The following is a 17,940-nucleotide window of genomic DNA, read 5'->3' as shown; positions in this document are numbered from 1 at the left end:
CCTACCCCTTCACCGCCCCCGCAGTCAGTCCGTGAATCAAATGCCGCTGCAGGAAGCTGAACAGCACCGCCACGGGCACCGTGCTCAGGATGACGCCGGCCGATAGCGGGCCCCATTGCACTTCGTATTGGCCGACCATGTAGAGCAGCCCGGCGGACAGCGTGCGCATGCTGGTCTCGGTCGTGAACGAGATCGCGAACAGGAGTTCGCTCCAGGAGACGACGAAGGCAAAGATCGCGGTAGCGGCGATGCCGGGGGCGGCGAGCGGCAGCACGATGCGGCACAGTGCTGTGAAATGATTGCAGCCGTCGATCATCGCGCTTTCCTCGAGGTCGCGCGGGATCGAGGAGAAATAGCCGACCATCATCCACACCGTGAACGGCACCGTGAAAGAGAAGTTCGAATAGATCAGCGCCTGGTAGGTATCGATCAGGCCGAGCGCGCGCCATTGCGTCAGTAGCGGCGCGATCAACAGGACGCTCGGAAACATTTGCGTCGCAAGAAAGATCAACAATAGCGCGTCGCGGCCGGCGAAACGAAAGCGGGCGATGGCGTAGCCCGCAAGCACCGAGACGATCGTGGTTAAGACCATCGTCACCGAACACACCCACAGGCTATTGAGAAAGAACCGCGAGAACGGCGTGACCGGCGAGGTCCAGGCGTCGATGTAATTTGCGAAGGTCGGGTGCACCGGCAGATATTGCAGCGGCGTGGCGTAGAGTTCCTGGCGATCTTTTAGCGATGTGAGCAACATCCAGATGAACGGCCCGAGCGCGAAGGCGGTCATCAGCGTCAGGCCGATCCAGACTACGGGCCCGCCCAATAAGCGCTCGGCAAGATCTGTCGGGGTGCGGCGGCGTGCCATCAGGTTTCCTCGACGCCCTTTGTCACGCGAAGATAGAACGCCGTGAAGGCCAGCATCACCAGAAGCAGCACGACCGAGAGCGCGCCGGCGTAACCGAAGTCGAGGCTCGAATAGGCCTGCAGCAAGGTATAGGTCGAGGTGATCTGGGTGGCGTTGGCAGGTCCCCCGCCGGTCATCACAAAGATCAGGTCGGCATAGTTGAAGGTCCAGATGATCCGCGTCGCTGTCGCGACCACAATGATCGGCCGCAGCAACGGCAAAGTGATGTGCCAGAACCGCGCGAGCACGCCGGCACCGTCGACATGGGCCGCCTCGTACAGCTCGTCCGGCACCGCCTGCAATCCCGCCAGCAGCATGATGGCGAAGAACGGGATACCGCGCCAGACATTGGTGAAGACGACCGCCGCCATCGCGAGATCCGGCGAGGACAGCCACGCGACGCGCTCATGCATCCAGCCCAGGCGGATCAGGAGATCATTGATGACGCCGTAATTCGGCTGATAGAGCCACTCCCAGATCAGTCCCACGACGACGCCGGGGATGATCCAGGGCAATAGCGTGAGCGTGCGCACCAGAGCGCGCCCCCGAAAAGACTGCTGCAGCAACAGCGCCGCGGCAAACCCGAACACGAATTGCAGGATCACCGAGCCGAACACCCAGACAACGGAATTCCACAGCGTCAGCCAGAACACCGGGTCCTGCACCAGGCGGACGTAGTTGCCGAGCCCGATGAAGCGATAGTCCTGCGGCTTGTACAACACGTCCGCATAGAGGCTCATCTTGATCGCGAGGATGATCGGCACCACGACGGTCGCGAGCATGCACAATGCGGCCGGCACCAGATACGAATAGCCGATCAGGAGCTTGCGCACCCGCCAGGAGATCAGCCGGCGGGCGCGGGGCCTTGCGAGGGTGAGCGTGGTCATGACTGTCCTCGAGGCTTAGAGCATGATCCGGAAAAGTGGGAACCGGTTTTCCGAACAGATCATGCTCAAGACAAAGAGATAGATCATGATCCGATTCCTGATCGGATCATGATCTACGACATTTCCTTTTTCAGGACTTCGGCGAAGCGGTCGAGGCAGTCTTTGGCGGAGATCTTTCCAAGCATCGCCTGCTGGATCAGCGGCACGCCGTCGGAATCGATCCTGCCGCCCCAGCCGGGATAGGCGAGATACGGACTGACGATGCCAATCGGGAACGAGTTCACAAAACCGACAAGCGCCGGGTCCTTGGCGAATTCCGGCTTCTCGAGTACCGACTTGCGCGCCGGCAAGAGGCCGAGCGTCGCGCAATATTTGAGACTCGGCTCATCCTCGAGCAAGAAGCTCATGAATTGCCAGGCGCCTTCCTTGTTCTTGGCGCCCTTGAACATTGTGAGCGTCTCGGAGAACCAGAACGAGGCGCGCTTGTTCGCAGGCCCGACCGGCAGCGGCAGGGTGGCAAAATTGTCGGCGCCGACGTTTTTCTTCTGCTGGCCGCTGGAGCCGGAATTGTGCTGGTACATGCTGGTGACGCCGCGCCCGAAGGTTTCGACGATCTCGACGAAGCCGTCGGTCGCCGCACTCGGCGGCGTGACCTTGTGCTTGAGCGCGAGATCGAGATACCAGGAAAGCGCGTCGACCGCTTCCTTCGAATTGATAACGACCTTGCCGTCTTTCAGCACCTCGGCGCCGTTGGCGTAGGCGAATTCGCTCGGATAGAGCACCGCCCAGGTGCCGCTGCCGCGCATGCCATAGCCGTACTGGTTCTTGTCCGCCTTGGTGAAGGCTTTGGCGAGGCCAAGAAACTCGTCCCAGGTCCAGTCCGGCGTCGGCTCCTTGAGGCCGAGCTCTTTGAGGCGGTCGGTGCGGTAATAAATCCCGTCGAGCGTCACCGAGAGCGGCAGCGAGACGATCTGGTTGTTGATGGTCACGGTTTGCCAGGCCGTCGGCGCCACGTCGGCATAATACTTCCAGGATTTGGCGCGCGCGGTGATGTCCTCGACCGCGCCCATGCCGTTGAACTGTCCGACCCAATTGTCCCAGACCTGGCAGAGATCGGGCGGGCTTCCGCCGGTGATGGCTGAGATCAGCTTTTGACGCGCCTGCGCCTGCGGCACATATTCGATCGCGACCACAAAATCCTTTTGCGACTGATTGAAGCGCTCGGCGAGCGAGTTCATCAGCGCGATCCGCGTCGGCTCCGGAACGCTCCATTGAAAGCGCACCGGCTCGGCGCCCCACGCCTTGCGCGCGCCAATGAACGGAGCCTCCCACCAGGGCAGATCGACCGCGGCGATGACGCCGCTGCCGACGAGTGTGTGCAGCAATTTGCGACGAGATAGCGAAGCACGCTCATCCATGTTGGACCCTCCCGCGGGCTCAAGCCTTTTCCGGCTCTTGTTTGTGCCATCATGGCACAGCAATCCCTGCGGGAAAAGTAGTCTGGGCGTGCGAGTCACCGAAATGCAACAGCTTTTGGGTATCCACGAGTTGCACTACTCGTCCTGAACCATGCACTGAACGGGGGACCATCGATGATGAAGCATTCTTTCGTGGTAGCGATGGTCGCAACCGTCACGGCTGCGACCGCGGCCGGCCCGGCGTTGGCCGGCAAAGCGACCCTGAACGTGGTGCTTGTCCTCGACGGGTTGCGGCCTGACTCAATTACAGAGCAGGAAACGCCGCATCTTTGGCGGCTGCGCGAGGAGGGCGTGAATTTTCTAAATGGGCACTCGGTATTTCCGACCGTGACCCGTGTGAACGCGGCAGCGATCGGGAGTGGCGTCTATCCCGACCGAAACGGCATTTTCGGCAATACACTCTATGTTCGGGAGGTTGATGCAAACCATTCATTTGGCAATGATGATCACAAGAACCTGCTTCGCCTCGACGCTGCCACGGGCGAGCGCATGGTGCTGGCGAAGAGTCTTGGGGAAATTCTCGCCGAACGCGGCAAGACCCTTGCCGTGGTCAGCTCCGGCTCAACCGGGAGCGCGCTATTGGTCAACCCGCGCGCACCGAAGGGCACAGGCGTGCTCGTGAACGCATATTGGGAGCCTGGCGTGCGGGTTGCGTTCCCGGACACGGTGAACGACGCAATCCTGCGCCGCTTTCCTGCAGCGCCTCCAAAGGGCGGCGCCCAAGATCCCTATGTCGAGCAGGTGAGCTGGACGGAGCGGGTGCTTCGCGACTACGTCCTGCCCGACCTCAAGCCCGATGTGATCGTCAACTGGCTCACCGAGCCGGACCACATCCAGCACGCGGTCGGGGCAGGCTCCGCTGAAGCCCGCGCCGCCATCCGCAACGACGACCGCGAGATCGGCCTTGTGCTCGATCGGTTGGGTGAACTCGGGCTTGCGGACAAGACGAATATCATCGTCGTTTCCGACCATGGGTTTGGTCACGGCATCTTCGGCGTCAACGTAACGAATGAACTGATGAAAGCCGGCCTGAAGCTTAACGCCGACTCCGATGACGTCGTTATCGCAAGCAGCGGACAAACGATGTCGCTGCACATCCACGACCGGGACCCGGAGCGGATCGGCGCAATTGTTCGCTTCTTGCAGCAACAGAACTGGGTCGGCGTGTTGTTCACCGCCGGCAAGCCTGATAGCTCCGGCGTGCCGGTGGAGGGACGCGTGCCGGGCACCTTTGCGCTCGAACTCGTTCACCTCGAAAACAGCGAACGCGGTCCCGACATCGTGTTTACCTTTCCCTGGAGTTCAGCCAAGAGTTTCTCGGGCCTGAGCGGATTGGATTACACCGAAGCGTCCACTACGGGTCCGCTCGCCGGCACCGCCGGCAACCACGGCAGCATGAGTCCGTGGACCGTGCGCAACACTTTCATCGCCTGGGGCGCCGATTTCAAGCATGGCGTGACCGTGCGCACGCCGTCGAGCAACGTCGACCTGGTGCCGACCTTGCTGGCGCTGATGAATCTCGAGCGCGAGGCTGACCTCGGTCGCTTCGACGGGCGGCCGCTGCGAGAGGCCTTCGCCGACGGCCCCGACGAGGAGCAGGTGCCGATCCAGGTTCGAACCTATTTCGTCAAATCGGCTGACGATGATTATCGCGCCGCCTTGCAGCTTACAGAGCTCGATTCGCAACGCTACATAGATAAGAGTTGGCGCATTCGCTGACCGCGCCATCGGCGCTCGCGCCGCAAGGCCGGCAGGCGGCGGCCTGGATTTTCCCGCGTCGCTTCGCCGCCAAGATTTTCACAGCTTGGTCTCAACCTGCCGCACCCTGTCGGTGGCCCCCCTGAAGGCGGGGTTGAGCTTGGCGGCCTGCTCGAAGTCGGAAGCCGCACCGTCCTTGTCGCCGGTAACGAGCCGCGAATTGCCGCGGTTGTAATACGCCGTCGCGTAGTTCGGATCGACCTTGATCGACATGTCGTAGTCGGCGATGGCGCGCTCGTTGTTCTTCAGATCCTGCCAGTCGTTGCCGCGGTTATTGTAGTTAGCGGCGACGTCCGGCCTGAGGCGGATCGCTTCGGTATGATCAGCGATCGCCTGATCGAGCAACTTCAGCAGACGATAGGCATTGCCGCGGCCGTTATAGGCTATCGCCGAGTTCGGATCGTGCCGGAGCGCTTCGGAGTAATCCACCAGCGCCAGCTCGTATTTGCCGAGCCGCCGATACATGCTGCCGCGCTGCACGTGAACGATGGCGCGGTTCCCATCGTTACCGCCGTGCGAATTGATCAGCACGGTGCAGGCATCGATAATCCTGACCATATCTTCCTTGGCTGGGTCGATGTCGGTGACCGGGAACGAGCAGTCATGGTAATAGTTGTTGGCCGCCTCCGGCGAAGGCTCCGCCGCCTGCTTGCCGGCCTTTTTGCCGGTGTCGCCGATCTTCTTTTGCAGCTCGAGCGCGGGAGCAAAGCCGGGAGAAAGCTGCAGCGCCTTGTTGAGGGAGGCCATGGCGGCGACGTGGTCGCCCAGACGGTTCACAGTCTGGGCGCGCTCGACATAGGCAATCGGCTGAACGGGATCGAGACGGATCGCCATGTCCTGATCGGCCAGCGCCAGCGCATGTCGGTTGAGGAAGCCCAACGCGGCCGCGCGGTTGATATGGGCGTTGAAGTCATTGGGAGCGAGCCGGATCGCCTCGTTGAAATCGGCGAGCCCGCCTTCGGGATCCTGCGTCATAACCCGGATCAGGCCGCGTCCCTTAAAGCCGCCGGGATTGTCGGGCGCAAGGCGGATCGCCTCGCTGTAGTCGGCGCTGGCGCGGCTCAATTCGTGCATCTTGAACAGCGCGTCGCCGCGGTTGAGCAGCGTGCCGGCATTGTCCGGTTCGATTTTCAACAGTTCGCTGTAATCGGCAACCGCGCGCGCCTCGTCGCCTTTGCGGTGATAGGCGATCCCGCGCAGGCCGTAGATGTTGGCGCCGGCGCCCGGCCGCAATCTCAACGCTACGGTGTAGTCGGCAATGGCGCGATCGTACTGGCCGAGATTGAGCAACGCACCGGCCCTGACGAAACGGGCGACCGGCAGGTCGGGATCGAGACGCACCGCCCGTTCCCCGTCGGCGAGCGCGCGATCGTATTGGTGGCGCACGGTCCATAAATTGGCACGGTCGGCATAGCCCTCCGCGAATTTCGGATCGATCTTGATGGCCTGATCGAGATCGGCTTCCGCCTCGGTCAGGCTGCGCTTGAGGGTGCGGGCGAAGCCGCGCTGCGCGTAGGCCGCGGCAAGGGCGCGGCCGCTGACGGCGCCGGAATCGATCACCTGGGAGCAGCTCGTGATGGTTTCGTCCGGCATGTCCTGCTTGCACTCGCTCGCCGCCTCATCCGAAACGAGCGGTGCTTTTGCCAGCGAAGGGCCGACCAATACCCAGGAGATGCAGCAGGAAAGGCAGATCGATGCCAAGGTTAAATGCGGTCTACCCATGAATGATGCCTCGGGAGCGAACGGATCGGTTCTACCGAAGTCGCCCGGAGGCGGCTCGCGGTTCAATCGCGCGTGAACGATGGATCAGCGGCCTTCTTCCGCCCCCGGCCTTTGTGGGCTAACGAGCTTGAAATTACTTCGTTGATTCAGTCAGTTATCCGCGCAAGCGGCATCCGTCGGAGGCCCGCGGTCAGCTATCCGACCGCTGGGGACGTCAAGGACGAAAGCGGCACGTCGAGCGCATAGACAAAGCCGCTGGGCTCGTAGGTCAGTTGAACTTCGCCCTTCAGCTGCTTGCCCAGCGTCTCGATCAGGCGCGTGCCAAAACTCCTTTTGGTCGGGGCTTGAACCATTGGGCCGTCTTTTTCGCTCCAGGTGAGATGCAACCGCGGTACCGATCCCTCGACCGTCCAGGCAATGGCGACATGGCCAGCCGGTACCGACAGCGCGCCAAATTTCGTGGTGTTGGTGCAAAGCTCATTGAGCGTCATCGCGATGGCGATCACGGCGCCCGAGGTGATCAGGATGCCGGGTCCGTCGATTGAAAACCTCGGCAAATCCGGATTGTCGAAAGCCTCCGTCGCGCCCCGGACAATTTTTCCGAGGTCGGCGCTGGTCCATCGCGCCTGCAACAGCAGATCGTGCGCCCGGCCCAATGCCAGCAAGCGGCCTTCGATGGCGTGCTGGGCGTGCTCGGTGCTCGGGGCATTGCGCAGGCTTTGGGAGGCAATGGCGCTCACGGTCGCGAGCGTATTCTTGATGCGGTGGTGCAGCTCTTCCAGGATCAGCTTTTGCAGCTTGTCGGACGCCTCGCGCTCCCTGGCGTCGATGCCGGCCTGAGCAAGCAGCGCTTGAGCATCGAGTTCGGCCTGCGTCAGCAGCAGCCGCAGACTGACATTTTCTGCAGCCAAAAACTCTTGCGGAAGCGTCGGGTCGGCCGTCAAGTCAGGGGGGTCCCGGTCAATTCTGAGCATGCCCACAGATAACACCATCTGTCCGGTTCCGCTCATATCTTTTGAGGACATCGCGCCCGGTGTTGCGGTGACATCAGGCTTCGCCGATCATGTCCTGCATTTCGGCGATCATTTCCTTGGCTTGGAGCGGCTTTCCGAAGAAACGGCTATTGGGCGGAATATCGATGTTGGCCAGCCTTAACTGCCCGGATACCAGGATGATCTTGATCGGCGGCCAACGCTGATGCACCGCGTGAGCGAGCTTCAATCCGTCCATACTGCCCGGCATCTGGATGTCGGTGAATAGCAGTGCGATATCGGACCTGGATTCGAGGATGGCGAAGGCAGCATCGGCATCCACAGCCTCGAGCGAGGTGTAACCGGCGTCTTCCACCATGTCGACCGCCCGCATGCGCAGCAGCATCTCGTCTTCGACGACGAGAACGACTGCGGGGATAGACGAATGATCAAGGACCATCATGACGGGCGCTTTCGAACAGGAGCGAAAGAAATCAGCCCGTGCCATTGTTCAAAATCGGTTGGCTCAGAATGGCTACGAACAGCGAGACAAGCATCTCATAGCCCGTTTGATCCCGATTAGCTTAACAATAGTGCAACGACAGGCCCAATGCTGCCAGTCCGTCGGGGAGTCGACTCCACCGCCAAAAGAAGCGGCCCCAGCGCGGGGGCGAGCTCAGACCATCAGCTCGTAAAGGGGAACTTAGCACTTAGGTAATGCGTTAGAATATCTATGAAACACGCAGAAGCGTGTCAGCGAGGTTAACCTAATGAGTGCCAAATATCCGTTGAGCGTCCATCGCCGCGTTGAACGGCAGTGGGCTGAACGCTTCAAGTCGCCAACCGGCCGAATTGTTGTTGCGACCGAGCGAACGTTGCAACGCGCGTTCGACAAGGAGGGTTCGCCGCTCGCAGTCCCGGCAACAACGGTCGTGGGCCGGCGACGTCTTGATCAGTCTCAACCACGTGATTGATTTTCCAAATCACAGTCGTTCATATGACCAAACGCGGCGTGCCGTGCGATTTTGGGGACACGATAGCGCGATAGAGGCATCATTTTTTATAGCCGAAGATGCACTGAAGCGAATTCAACCGGATGCCCGCCCCGATGAGTCGGGTTTTCTGAACGCCTTCGATTCCAATCGTGATTTGATATGTGCCGCCGCAGCCAAGATCTATGTTCGCGGAAGCAGAGGTTCTTATGATCTGGTTGCCGCTAATTTTTGAAACAATTGCCTGCGCTAGAGCCAGCGACGTTCGCTTTTGCCAGTCGGGTCAGTCTGGTCAATTTTGATGGTCCGATAGCATCACTCAGTCGGCGACAATTCCAGCAATTTCTTTTCCGCAGCGTCGTACACCTTGACCTGGAGCATCGGAAACTCGGCCTTGAGATCCCTTGCCCTTTTCTGAGCCGCTTCAAACGTCGGAAATACCGTCTTCATCCGGCCATCGACTTGCAAGCCATAGCCCTCGGTCATCACAAGGTCAGCGCGTGTGACGTTACGGGGTTGCGGCTCGTCCGGTATCGTCAGTGGTTTTTTCATGGCAACTCCTTGGGTTGCCCCCTATCTAATCACTGCCCTCCTCAATATAAGAGCACTGCCTTTCGAGGCCCCAGCCGTAATGATGGCCACCGCCAAGCACAGCTAGGTAAAAGCGCTACCGCACGTATGCTGGCGTACTAAGGCGGCAACGTGCGGTCGCGGAGCAGAGGTTGCGGCGGTAATTTCGGGTTTTCTAGAAAGGTACTGTTGTCCCGCTACTAGCATTACAGAAGAAAACGCCAGAACAAGCATGGCGCTGAAAAGGTCATCCATTTTTTTCCTCAAACGGGCCCGACCGAACAAAGTCGGTCGGACCAATCTCAAGCGTACCATGCTAGTCGTGCCGGGGGTGCCCGCAGAGCTTCTGGGGTTCTCTTTGGAACTCAATAGCGGTCGGTGCCGATACCAACGCTCACGCCAGGAGCACGGAAACCAATACCTCCGCCCCGCTCTTCGTCGTAGCCGCGGCGCTCGATATAACGGTCACGAGGAGCGTATCCGTATGAATCACGGGGCTCACCGATGATGACACGGCGTTCACCGCGTTCGCGCCAGCAACGGCCGTTTTCATTGCAGACCATGCGAACGTTTTGAATGTTGCTCTCCGGTGCGAGTGATAGATCCGCGGAAAGCGGTGCAGCGGAAGCAGCAGTCATGAAAAGCGCACTTGCGCCGACTGCTAGAGAGATCGCGAGATTGTTCATAGCATTTCTCCAAAAGTGATTGTGTCAGGAAACCAAGAGGCTCGCTAGCCATTGGTTCCAGGAACCGACCCGCGAATGCGATTAATCGCGCGATGCGAGCGCTTTCGACTCAGAAGAAAGACTCCAATCTTCGGTTGGGTACAAAAACAAATCCAGTATCGCTGGAACCTTTATCGGCTGACTCTATTTGCTCCGTGTCCAATACTGGACACACGACAACTGGTAGACACCATGAAGAAGATTCTCTTAGCGACGGTCGCTATTCTCGCATTCGCAACAACTTCATTCGCCGCTGAGCCGGCCAAAACTGTCGGTCAAGCGCCGCCATCAGGCGCTTCCTCGTTCTACCTGGCTCAGGATACCGCGACGATGAAGTGTCAAGTGGTCAATATCCAGCCCGCGGCCGGTGGCAGCATGAAGGTTATCGGTGCGGCTCATCCGACACAGGCATCAGCAGAAACAGCTTTGACGGCTGACAAAACTTGCAAGTAATGAACTGACGGCGCGAGGGGCGGGTTCATTGGTCCGACAAAACTACTGACCCGCCCCGCCAACTATGCTGCCATACGGCAAGCCGCTCACTCGCTACATTGAACGCGTGTCACTTGCGTCGAAACTGACCCCCGACTTTCTCAACCCTGCATCGGAGCCCGACGCGCTCGTGCAGGGCATTTTTTGAGCTCGAGTGAGCAATATTGACCAGCACCCCACACCGGGAAGGGCGCAAGCTACGTTATCACCGACCCGCCCTTGGCAGTTTCCGGTGACTGAGAGTTCGGTAAATGCTCCCGCCATTCAACGGGAAGCATGCATGTCAGATCCGCAAACGTCCACCCTCTCCCCCCGCGCGGCAGCACGGCCTCGTTGTCCCAGATGCGAGTCGCGCATGAAGGTCCAGCGCGTTACCGCAGCTCGTTCCGGCTTTGAGCACTGGACACTGAGATGCACTGAATGCGGCCTTATTCATGAGGCCCAGGTAAGCGCTGACCCGATGAAGTCCGATGCTGTCGGCTGGGAGCACAGCGACCTGCGAGCGCCAGAGTAAGGACGATGACGTGACAAGATTGACGCGCAGCGATATTGATATTCACGACTGGGCAGCCCGGGCATCCGAGGCTCTCGCGAACGCAAAAAACTTACCGCAGGGATCGTTGCGATCCCAAGCCATCAGAAGAGCCGAACAACTTCGCGCTGCTGCAGACATGAAAAATTTGCTGATGCCGGAACAGCCCAACGGCGTGCTGAAAGTAACAGGCTGACGGCGATCCAAGACCATAGGACGCGTCTCAAACTCGGAGTCGCAAATTGTCCCCCTCTGCCGATCTCAAGCCGCCGTTCGAACTGCGTTACAAAATCTCGGACCTTGTCGAGAAACGACGCGACGTTCTGCGTCTTGCCCGATCCCTTCCAAGGGGTCCGAGGCGGAATCAACTTCTACAGACCGCCGCGTCGCTTCGTAGACTCTTTAAGAACAAGGGTTGGTTGGACGCCCACACGTGGGACGGTTGATGCCGAAAACTTGTTCCTCGTCCTGTGATGCCCCTCATTGCCAGTCAGCGGCGGCGCTGCCCAAAATGCGATGCAAGGATGCATCTGGCGCGTGTTGCGCGGGGGTCATCCAACTTCGACATCCGCACATTTGATTGCCCCAAGTGCGGTCACACTCATATCGTCACCATCGCAACTGATCTGGTGAGCGACAGCCGCAGCCTGCACGCGAGGGCGATTGACGCGCTTGAGGAAGCCCAGGCGATGTCGCCCGGCGCGCGGCGAAACGACGCGCTGAAAAAAGCGGGGGTTCTCCGTAGAACTGCTGACAATCAGGGGGTAATCTCTGCGAAACGGGACAAGCGCCGTAAATGATGACCTGATGGGAGCAGCAGCTCACCGCCAGTGCCAAAGTAGGCGCGCAAAAGTAGGGTTGGCGCTTGGCAGCCAACCAAAGTCGATCAAGTTCGTCGAGCCAAAGGAGGCTCCCATGGGTAAGCCAACCAGGGACATGTTTGACCCCAAGATCTTTCTCGCCAAGGTGGGCACGGGGAAAACGATCCTCGAATTTCACAAGAACCAGCACGTGTTCGAGCAAGGCGATGTCGCGGACACGGTTTTTTACATTCAAAGGGGCAAGGTCAAGCTTACTGTCGTGTCTGAGCAGGGCAAGGAAGCGGTCGTCGCAATTCTAGAGCCCGGGCAGTTCTTTGGCGAAGGATGCATGAATGGTCATCCGCTACGCATCGCGACGACAACAGCGATAGAGGATTGCGTCATCACGTCAATCACGAAAGACGCGATGATCGCGGCTATTCAGGATGAGCCGAAATTTTCGGAGCTATTCATGACCTATCTCCTGACCCGGAACAGCCGGATTGAGGAGGATTTGATCGACCAGCTATTCAATTCGAGTGAACGGCGGCTTGCGCGGCTGCTTTTGCTGCTCGCGAATTTCGGTAAGGAAGGCAGTCCGCAGCCGATCAGTCCGCATATCAGTCAAGAAACGCTGGCGGAGATGGTCGGCACCACTCGATCCCGAGTAAGCCATTTCATGAACAAGTTTCGCAAGCTGGGCCTCATCAGCTACAACGGGCATATCGAGGTCCACAATTCGCTGTTGAGTGCAGTTTTGCATGAGAAGCCCCTGCTAAGAGAGCGTGACTAGAAACAAGATCACAAGAAAACGGCCCCAGCACGGGGGTACATGCGGGGGCCGTCATTTCATCGGATGCCTGGGGGCGCATTGGCATCCGGTAGCCCACCACCAAGCTGGGCTGGCGACATTGGTTCCAGGCAGATTATTCTAGTTCGACAGAACGGGTGTCCTGACAGCACCTGCTGCCGCGTCACCATCGCCGACCCCAGCCACCGCTCCACCTGCTTCCCCAGCCGCCGCCACCTCGAAACAGTCGCACGACAAGCAGCAGCAATATCGCACCGATGGTAGCGTTGATGATTGCGCTGATCACTCCCATACCGAGATGGATGCCCAGCTGAGGCAACAACCAACTCCCGATAAAGGCGCCCAGAATACCGACAATGAGGTCACCAATGATCCCAAAGCCGGTCCCTCGCACGATTTGACCTGCCAACCAGCCTGCAACGAGACCCACAAACAATATGACCAACAGGCTTTCACTCGACATATTCATTTGTCACCTCCGTATTTTGGTTCAGACGCAGCATTACAAGCTGATCTGCTGCTGTCTGTATAAATTTGATCGGTTTAGTGCGGTTTCGCTTTTGTTGCTAACTACGGCGAAGACGCAATCGTTCTGCGCCATTTGCTCGACGAGCATCATCATATGTTGCGGCAATCGCTCGGGCTCGCCTTGCAGGCTGATACGCAGCCGATCACCTATTTCCTCGCAGATGGCGGCACTGCAAACTCGGTCGATTTGAATATCATTCCGAACAGCTGGGCTGGTCATGAAGGTCTTCCGGTTAGCCGCGATCAGCACTGACAAAGCGAGGCTCAAGCTTCGCGCCATTACCATGCAGGCATGGGGCACTGAAGTTGGGCCAGGTCTGCTTGGTACAGCCGCGATCGACGGTATGAATAACGAGCCGGCTGCTCTTCTGGAGGGCGACCGGCGCTCCAGCTTCGACTTGTGGGGCAAATCCAGGGAGTATGAACACGGCCGCCGCAATGAAGGCAGAAATTGCGATGGCCGAGAGCGCTTTGATCAATTGATTTCCAATTCAAAGGACGATTGCACCGAAGGCCAATCGTTCCGGTCCTGGTTCTGTTATTTCCACTTGCGCTCTTAACAAGGGGCTTTGCTCGGGCCGTCGCGCTGAGCGTCGCCTCCAAAAGAAGCCGCGGATTTCTCCGCGGACTTTTGCATGTGTCCTCAGTAGCGGCCGGTGCCGATGCCCACGCTCACGCCGGGAACGTCGATGCCGATACCGCCACGTTCTTCATAGCCACGGCGCTCGATGTAGCGCTCGCGAGGAGCGTCGTACCCGTAGGAGTCGCGGGGGTCGCGGATGATGACGCGCTGATCACGGCGTTCACGCCAGCAACGGCCGTTTTCGTCGCATACCATGCGGACGTTCTGGATGTTGCTGTCCTGAGTTACCGATAGATCGGCAGTGAGTGGTGCCGCGGTGGCGGCAGTTGCGAACAGCGCACCTGCGCCCACTGCGAAAGAGATTGCTATCTTGTTCATGATGTCCTCCAAGCGGGGTGGATGAAAATTTCAACGGCCTGCCGATTGTGGCTGCCAGCCGATCCCGCCGCGCTCGGGGATCAATTCACAACCGCCCCAGCGACAAAGAGTTCCGGCGAATACAACTTATATTTGAAATTGGCCTGATGACTTGACGCGAACACGGTTGAAAGCTTCGGCGGTGGCCGCCGATCGGCGCGATTTTACGGGCACTATTTCGCTTTCAATTCCAAGCCAAATATACAATCCAAGATAGAGAACAAACTTTAAGCTGTTGGGGCCGTTCAGCTCTCTGGCTGACGTTCGTCGGCATGAACGCTCGACCGTGTCAGCGCGATAACGAGCCATTCGACGACCGTGCGGCTCCATTATCCCGTCATTTCGCTCATTTCCGGCAAAATACGAACGCTACGGTCTTTAGGAACCCGCAAGAGGTTGCTATCGGGCATCTGAGTATCCATCTGATCAGTTAGCGTAATTGGATCGCCGCAACGGCGCGTCTCCCGAAAACGCTACGCCTTAGCCACGCCAAAACTTATGGACGGTATCGACCAACGGCATATCGCTTCGATATGCGCGTGACGGGTCAGGACAAGCTATGGCCATTGAACATGCCTCCGTGCGGGTCGTGCGCAAGCCCTGGGGGGTCGCCGATCTCCATCCCTGGAGCGGCATTGACGGCTCTAATGACGCAATCGGAGAATTGTGGTTTCAGCGCGTCGATCAAGATGCGCCGAGCCCGGCCTTGCTGCTGAAATTACTGTTCACCAGTGAGCCTTTGTCAGTCCAGGTTCATCCGGACGATGCCTTCGCGCGCTCGATCGGCCTGCCGAACGGCAAGACCGAGGCATGGTACATCCTCTTCGCCGCGCCCGGCGCGCGGGTAGCCGTTGGATTGAAACGGCACCTCACGCCGCGGGATTTGCGCGCGTCGATCAGGGATGGCTCGATTGCAAGTCTCACGCAATGGCGTGCCGTTAAGAAAGGCGACGTCATCTTCGTCCCCGCCGGCACGATCCACGCGATCGGCGCTGGTATCGTGCTCGCCGAGATTCAACAGTACAGCGATGCGACGTTCCGCCTGTTCGATTATGGGAGGCGGCGCGAACTGCACGAAGACAGCGCTGTCGCTGTTTCCGACGCGGGGCCACTTCAGGCTCAGCCCGGTCCACGACGTCTCACCGCCGCTCGCACGATGCTCATCGCAAGCCAGCATTTCGTTCTTGAGCGGATCGATCTCTCGCCGAACTCGAATTGGGCACTCAATACCGATCGGGAAACCTGGATCCTTGTGATTGAGGGGAGCGGGCGCATCGCCTTGACCGATACGACCGTGGGTGACGCCATGTTTATTGAGGCTGATCGAACCGGCATCGAGGTTGGACCCGACGGGATGAGCGGTCTGGTCGCGTATCCGGGACCCGATCCCATTGCTTCTCTGCTGCAAGATGGTGGAGCGCGAACGGCGGTGTACTCACCGAAATCGAACGAGATTGTCGAGGTGCAGACATGACGCCGCTCCGCCGTATCGCCGTCATCGGCAATTCGCTACCGCGCCGCTGCGGGATAGCAACCTTTACCACTGACCTGCAGCAGGCGATATCGACTTCACACCGGAACCTGGAAACCTCTATCGTGGCGATGACCGATCGCGGTCAAGCCTACGATTATCCTCCGGCGGTCGTTTTTGAAATCAAGGACGACAATATCGAAGAGTACATACGCGCGGCAGACTTCCTGAACGCTGGCCGGTTCGACACCGTGTGCCTGCAGCACGAATTCGGCATTTTCGGTGGCGAAGCTGGCGCCCACATCCTCGTGCTGTTGTCGCGCCTCACCATGCCGGTGGTGACGACGTTTCACACGGTGTTGGCCAAGCCGACGGCCATTCAACGCGCGGTCATGGAGCGCATCGTCGAGGCGTCGTCAAAGGTCGTGGTGATGGCCAACAAGGGCCGTGAGCTGCTGCGCAGCGTCTATCAGGTGCCGGACGACAAGATCGAGATCATCGCGCACGGCATTCCTGACGTTGCGTTTGTCGGGCCTGATGCGGCGAAGGCCAAGCTCGGATTTAGCGGGAGGTCGGTTGTTCTGACATTCGGCCTGCTGTCGCCCAACAAGGGTATCGAGGTCATGATCGACGCCATGCCGTCGATACTGAAACGCTGCACGGATGCGGTCTATGTCGTGCTCGGCGCAACGCATCCAAATCTGGTGCGGGACCAGGGCGAGGCCTATCGCGAAAGCCTGCTCGCACGCGTGCGTGAGCTCGACGTCGAAGACCACGTGGTGTTCCTTGACCAATTCGTCGATCAGGCCACGCTGCTCGAATTCATTTCGATGTGCGACGTCTATGTCACGCCCTATCTCGACGAGGCGCAGATGACCTCGGGTACACTGGCCTACAGCTTTGGACTGGGAAAGCCGGTCGTCTCGACGCCCTACTGGCACGCCAACGAGCTATTGGCTGATGGACGCGGCGTTCTGGTCCCCTTTGGCGACGCGGCGGCGACCGGCCACGAAATCGCGGAATTGCTTACAGACGATGCCCGCCGACACGTGACGTGCCGGCGCGCCTATGCGGTCAGCCGAACGATGACATGGGAACGCGCCGCCGAGCGTTACGTGTCCGCCTTCGAACATGCGCGGCAAGGTCACTGGATCAAGGTCGTTGCGCGCTCCGACACGGCGTCCCCCGAGTCACGCAGCCCGGCAGCGCCCGACATGCAAATCGGCCATTTCCTGTCGATGTGCGACGATACCGGACTGTTTCAGCATGCCGTGCATTCGGTACCGGATCGCTCGCACGGCTATTGCGTCGACGACAACGCCCGCGCGCTGTTGCTGGCCTGCGCGCTCAACAATCCGGGCGAGCAGCGCCTTTCCGAGGTTCTGACGGCCCGCTTTGCTGCTTTCGTGCAGCATGCGTGGAATCCCGACACAAGACGTTTCCGCAACTTCATGGGCTTCAATCGAGCCTGGCTCGAAGACAGTGGTTCCGAAGACAGCCACGGGCGGACCCTGTGGGCCTTGGGCGAGTGCGCCCGCAGCGACTCCAATCCGTCGCGCCGATCGTGGGCGGCATCCCTGTTTGCCGAGGCGCTTCCCACCGCGGAAGCGTTTCACTCGCCCCGCGCATGGGCCTTCACGCTGCTCGGTTTGGACGCTTACTGCGCGACCAATCCAAACGATTTTCATGCCGGCGAAGTCCGACACGTTCTTGCCGAGAGGCTGATGACCATTCTCGCCTCCGTCGAATTACCCGGCTGGGTTTGGTTCGAGGAAGGGCTCGCTTACGACAATGCGCGCTTGCCGCAGGCCTTGATGGTGACAGGCATGGCAACGCGAACCCCCGCCTATGTCGATGCCGGATTGAGATCGCTGCGTTGGCTGATGACGCAACAAACGGCATCGGGAGGTCATTTCCGCCCCATCGGCACCGCCGGCTTCGGCGAGCGGCGGCAACCTCCCCGCGCCTATGACCAGCAGCCGGTGGAAGCCACGGCCTCGATCGCTGCCTGCCTTGCGGCTTGGCGGGCCGAGGGCGATGCGGAATGGAAGGCCATCGCAACCCGCGTCTTCGGGTGGTTTCTCGGCAGCAACGACCTGTCCGTCGCATTGGTCGATCCGCGCACAGGCGGTTGCCGCGACGGACTGCATCCCGATCGCGCCAACGAAAATCGCGGCGGCGAGTCAGTCTTGTCCTATCTCCTTGGCCTTGCGGAGATTCGACAGCTTGCGCGCGTCAACTCCAACCTGACAAAACCTGCGGCGCTTCTTGCCGTGGGCGCCTGAATTTCACCTCCCAC

Annotated in this window: 20 protein-coding genes; 8 read left to right on the top strand and 12 right to left on the bottom strand. The window is 59.6% G+C overall.

The window, feature by feature from the left end; genetic code table 11:
• Window position 1: 1 nt before the first annotated feature.
• The 3 genes from B5526_RS23905 to B5526_RS23895 form a co-directional block, all read right to left on the bottom strand.
• Window positions 2–865, bottom strand: coding sequence for a carbohydrate ABC transporter permease (locus B5526_RS23905; protein WP_079542260.1), 864 nt, complete (start codon window positions 863–865; stop codon window positions 2–4).
• Complete coding sequence (locus B5526_RS23900) at window positions 865–1,791, bottom strand: carbohydrate ABC transporter permease (RefSeq protein WP_079542258.1); 927 nt, start codon at window positions 1,789–1,791, stop codon at window positions 865–867. The genes B5526_RS23905 and B5526_RS23900 overlap by 1 nt, the downstream gene beginning before the upstream one ends.
• 113 nt (window positions 1,792–1,904) lie before the next feature.
• On the bottom strand, window positions 1,905–3,209 hold the full coding sequence (locus B5526_RS23895; protein WP_079542256.1) for an ABC transporter substrate-binding protein: 1,305 nt from the start codon (window positions 3,207–3,209) through the stop codon (window positions 1,905–1,907).
• A 174-nt stretch (window positions 3,210–3,383) separates the two neighbouring features.
• On the opposite strand from B5526_RS23895, the gene B5526_RS23890 reads away from it, so the two are divergent.
• Window positions 3,384–4,988 (top strand): alkaline phosphatase family protein, encoded by a 1,605-nt coding sequence (locus B5526_RS23890; RefSeq protein ID WP_079542254.1) that lies wholly within the window; start codon window positions 3,384–3,386, stop codon window positions 4,986–4,988.
• 78 nt (window positions 4,989–5,066) lie between these two features.
• Here B5526_RS23890 and B5526_RS23885 read toward each other — a convergent pair whose 3' ends face one another.
• From B5526_RS23885 to B5526_RS23875, 3 genes are all read right to left on the bottom strand, one after another.
• The gene (locus B5526_RS23885) at window positions 5,067–6,749 is read right to left on the bottom strand and encodes a tetratricopeptide repeat protein (RefSeq protein ID WP_079542251.1); all 1,683 of its coding nucleotides are present in this window, start codon (window positions 6,747–6,749) and stop codon (window positions 5,067–5,069) included.
• A 194-nt stretch (window positions 6,750–6,943) separates the two neighbouring features.
• On the bottom strand, window positions 6,944–7,723 hold the full coding sequence (locus B5526_RS23880) for a sensor histidine kinase (protein WP_079545264.1): 780 nt from the start codon (window positions 7,721–7,723) through the stop codon (window positions 6,944–6,946).
• A gap of 73 nt (window positions 7,724–7,796) precedes the next feature.
• Window positions 7,797–8,183: a response regulator gene (locus B5526_RS23875; protein WP_433994594.1), complete on the bottom strand. Its 387-nt coding sequence runs from the start codon at window positions 8,181–8,183 to the stop codon at window positions 7,797–7,799.
• Between the two features lie 485 nt (window positions 8,184–8,668).
• On the opposite strand from B5526_RS23875, the gene B5526_RS23870 reads away from it, so the two are divergent.
• A complete protein-coding gene (locus B5526_RS23870; RefSeq protein ID WP_244562045.1) occupies window positions 8,669–8,947 on the top strand; it encodes a DUF1488 domain-containing protein in 279 nt (92 codons plus the stop codon).
• An 80-nt stretch (window positions 8,948–9,027) separates the two neighbouring features.
• Here B5526_RS23870 and B5526_RS23865 read toward each other — a convergent pair whose 3' ends face one another.
• Together B5526_RS23865 and B5526_RS23860 are read right to left on the bottom strand one after the other, a co-directional pair.
• A complete protein-coding gene (locus B5526_RS23865; RefSeq protein WP_079542249.1) occupies window positions 9,028–9,264 on the bottom strand; it encodes a hypothetical protein in 237 nt (78 codons plus the stop codon).
• Between the two features lie 383 nt (window positions 9,265–9,647).
• On the bottom strand, window positions 9,648–9,968 hold the full coding sequence (locus B5526_RS23860) for a hypothetical protein (protein ID WP_079542247.1): 321 nt from the start codon (window positions 9,966–9,968) through the stop codon (window positions 9,648–9,650).
• A 231-nt stretch (window positions 9,969–10,199) separates the two neighbouring features.
• Here B5526_RS23860 and B5526_RS23855 point away from each other — a divergent pair, with 231 nt between their 5' ends.
• The 4 genes from B5526_RS23855 to B5526_RS23840 all read left to right on the top strand — a co-directional run bounded on the left by B5526_RS23855 (window position 10,200) and on the right by B5526_RS23840 (window position 12,624).
• Window positions 10,200–10,460, top strand: a complete 261-nt coding sequence (locus tag B5526_RS23855; RefSeq protein WP_079542245.1) for a hypothetical protein — start codon at window positions 10,200–10,202, stop codon at window positions 10,458–10,460.
• Window positions 10,461–11,023: 563 nt separating this feature from the next.
• Entirely contained in the window at window positions 11,024–11,227 is a 204-nt protein-coding gene (locus B5526_RS23850; RefSeq protein WP_154071419.1) for a hypothetical protein, read from the top strand.
• Window positions 11,228–11,555: 328 nt separating this feature from the next.
• Entirely contained in the window at window positions 11,556–11,831 is a 276-nt protein-coding gene (locus B5526_RS23845) for a hypothetical protein (protein ID WP_079542241.1), read from the top strand.
• A gap of 115 nt (window positions 11,832–11,946) precedes the next feature.
• A complete protein-coding gene (locus B5526_RS23840; protein WP_079545260.1) occupies window positions 11,947–12,624 on the top strand; it encodes a Crp/Fnr family transcriptional regulator in 678 nt (225 codons plus the stop codon).
• A 181-nt stretch (window positions 12,625–12,805) separates the two neighbouring features.
• On the opposite strand, the gene B5526_RS23835 is transcribed toward B5526_RS23840, so the two are convergent.
• The 4 genes from B5526_RS23835 to B5526_RS23825 form a co-directional block, all read right to left on the bottom strand.
• Complete coding sequence (locus B5526_RS23835; protein WP_079542238.1) at window positions 12,806–13,111, bottom strand: GlsB/YeaQ/YmgE family stress response membrane protein; 306 nt, start codon at window positions 13,109–13,111, stop codon at window positions 12,806–12,808.
• Window positions 13,112–13,144: 33 nt separating this feature from the next.
• Complete coding sequence (locus tag B5526_RS37860; RefSeq protein WP_154071418.1) at window positions 13,145–13,390, bottom strand: hypothetical protein; 246 nt, start codon at window positions 13,388–13,390, stop codon at window positions 13,145–13,147.
• A 13-nt stretch (window positions 13,391–13,403) separates the two neighbouring features.
• Window positions 13,404–13,649, bottom strand: a complete 246-nt coding sequence (locus tag B5526_RS39115) for a hypothetical protein (protein WP_079542236.1) — start codon at window positions 13,647–13,649, stop codon at window positions 13,404–13,406.
• A gap of 164 nt (window positions 13,650–13,813) precedes the next feature.
• Complete coding sequence (locus tag B5526_RS23825) at window positions 13,814–14,131, bottom strand: hypothetical protein (RefSeq protein WP_079545258.1); 318 nt, start codon at window positions 14,129–14,131, stop codon at window positions 13,814–13,816.
• Window positions 14,132–14,729: 598 nt separating this feature from the next.
• Between B5526_RS23825 and B5526_RS23820 the strand changes: the two genes are divergently transcribed.
• Entirely contained in the window at window positions 14,730–15,644 is a 915-nt protein-coding gene (locus tag B5526_RS23820; RefSeq protein WP_079542234.1) for a class I mannose-6-phosphate isomerase, read from the top strand.
• Window positions 15,641–17,926: a glycosyltransferase family 4 protein gene (locus B5526_RS23815; protein WP_079542231.1), complete on the top strand. Its 2,286-nt coding sequence runs from the start codon at window positions 15,641–15,643 to the stop codon at window positions 17,924–17,926. Before B5526_RS23820 ends, B5526_RS23815 begins: the two co-directional genes overlap by 4 nt.
• Window positions 17,927–17,940: the final 14 nt, after the last annotated feature.

This window comes from Bradyrhizobium lablabi (assembly GCF_900141755.1).
Classification (GTDB): domain Bacteria; phylum Pseudomonadota; class Alphaproteobacteria; order Rhizobiales; family Xanthobacteraceae; genus Bradyrhizobium; species Bradyrhizobium lablabi_A.
The sequence above is the reverse complement of the archived record's forward strand: the minus strand, read 5'-3'. Positions and strand labels throughout refer to the sequence as shown.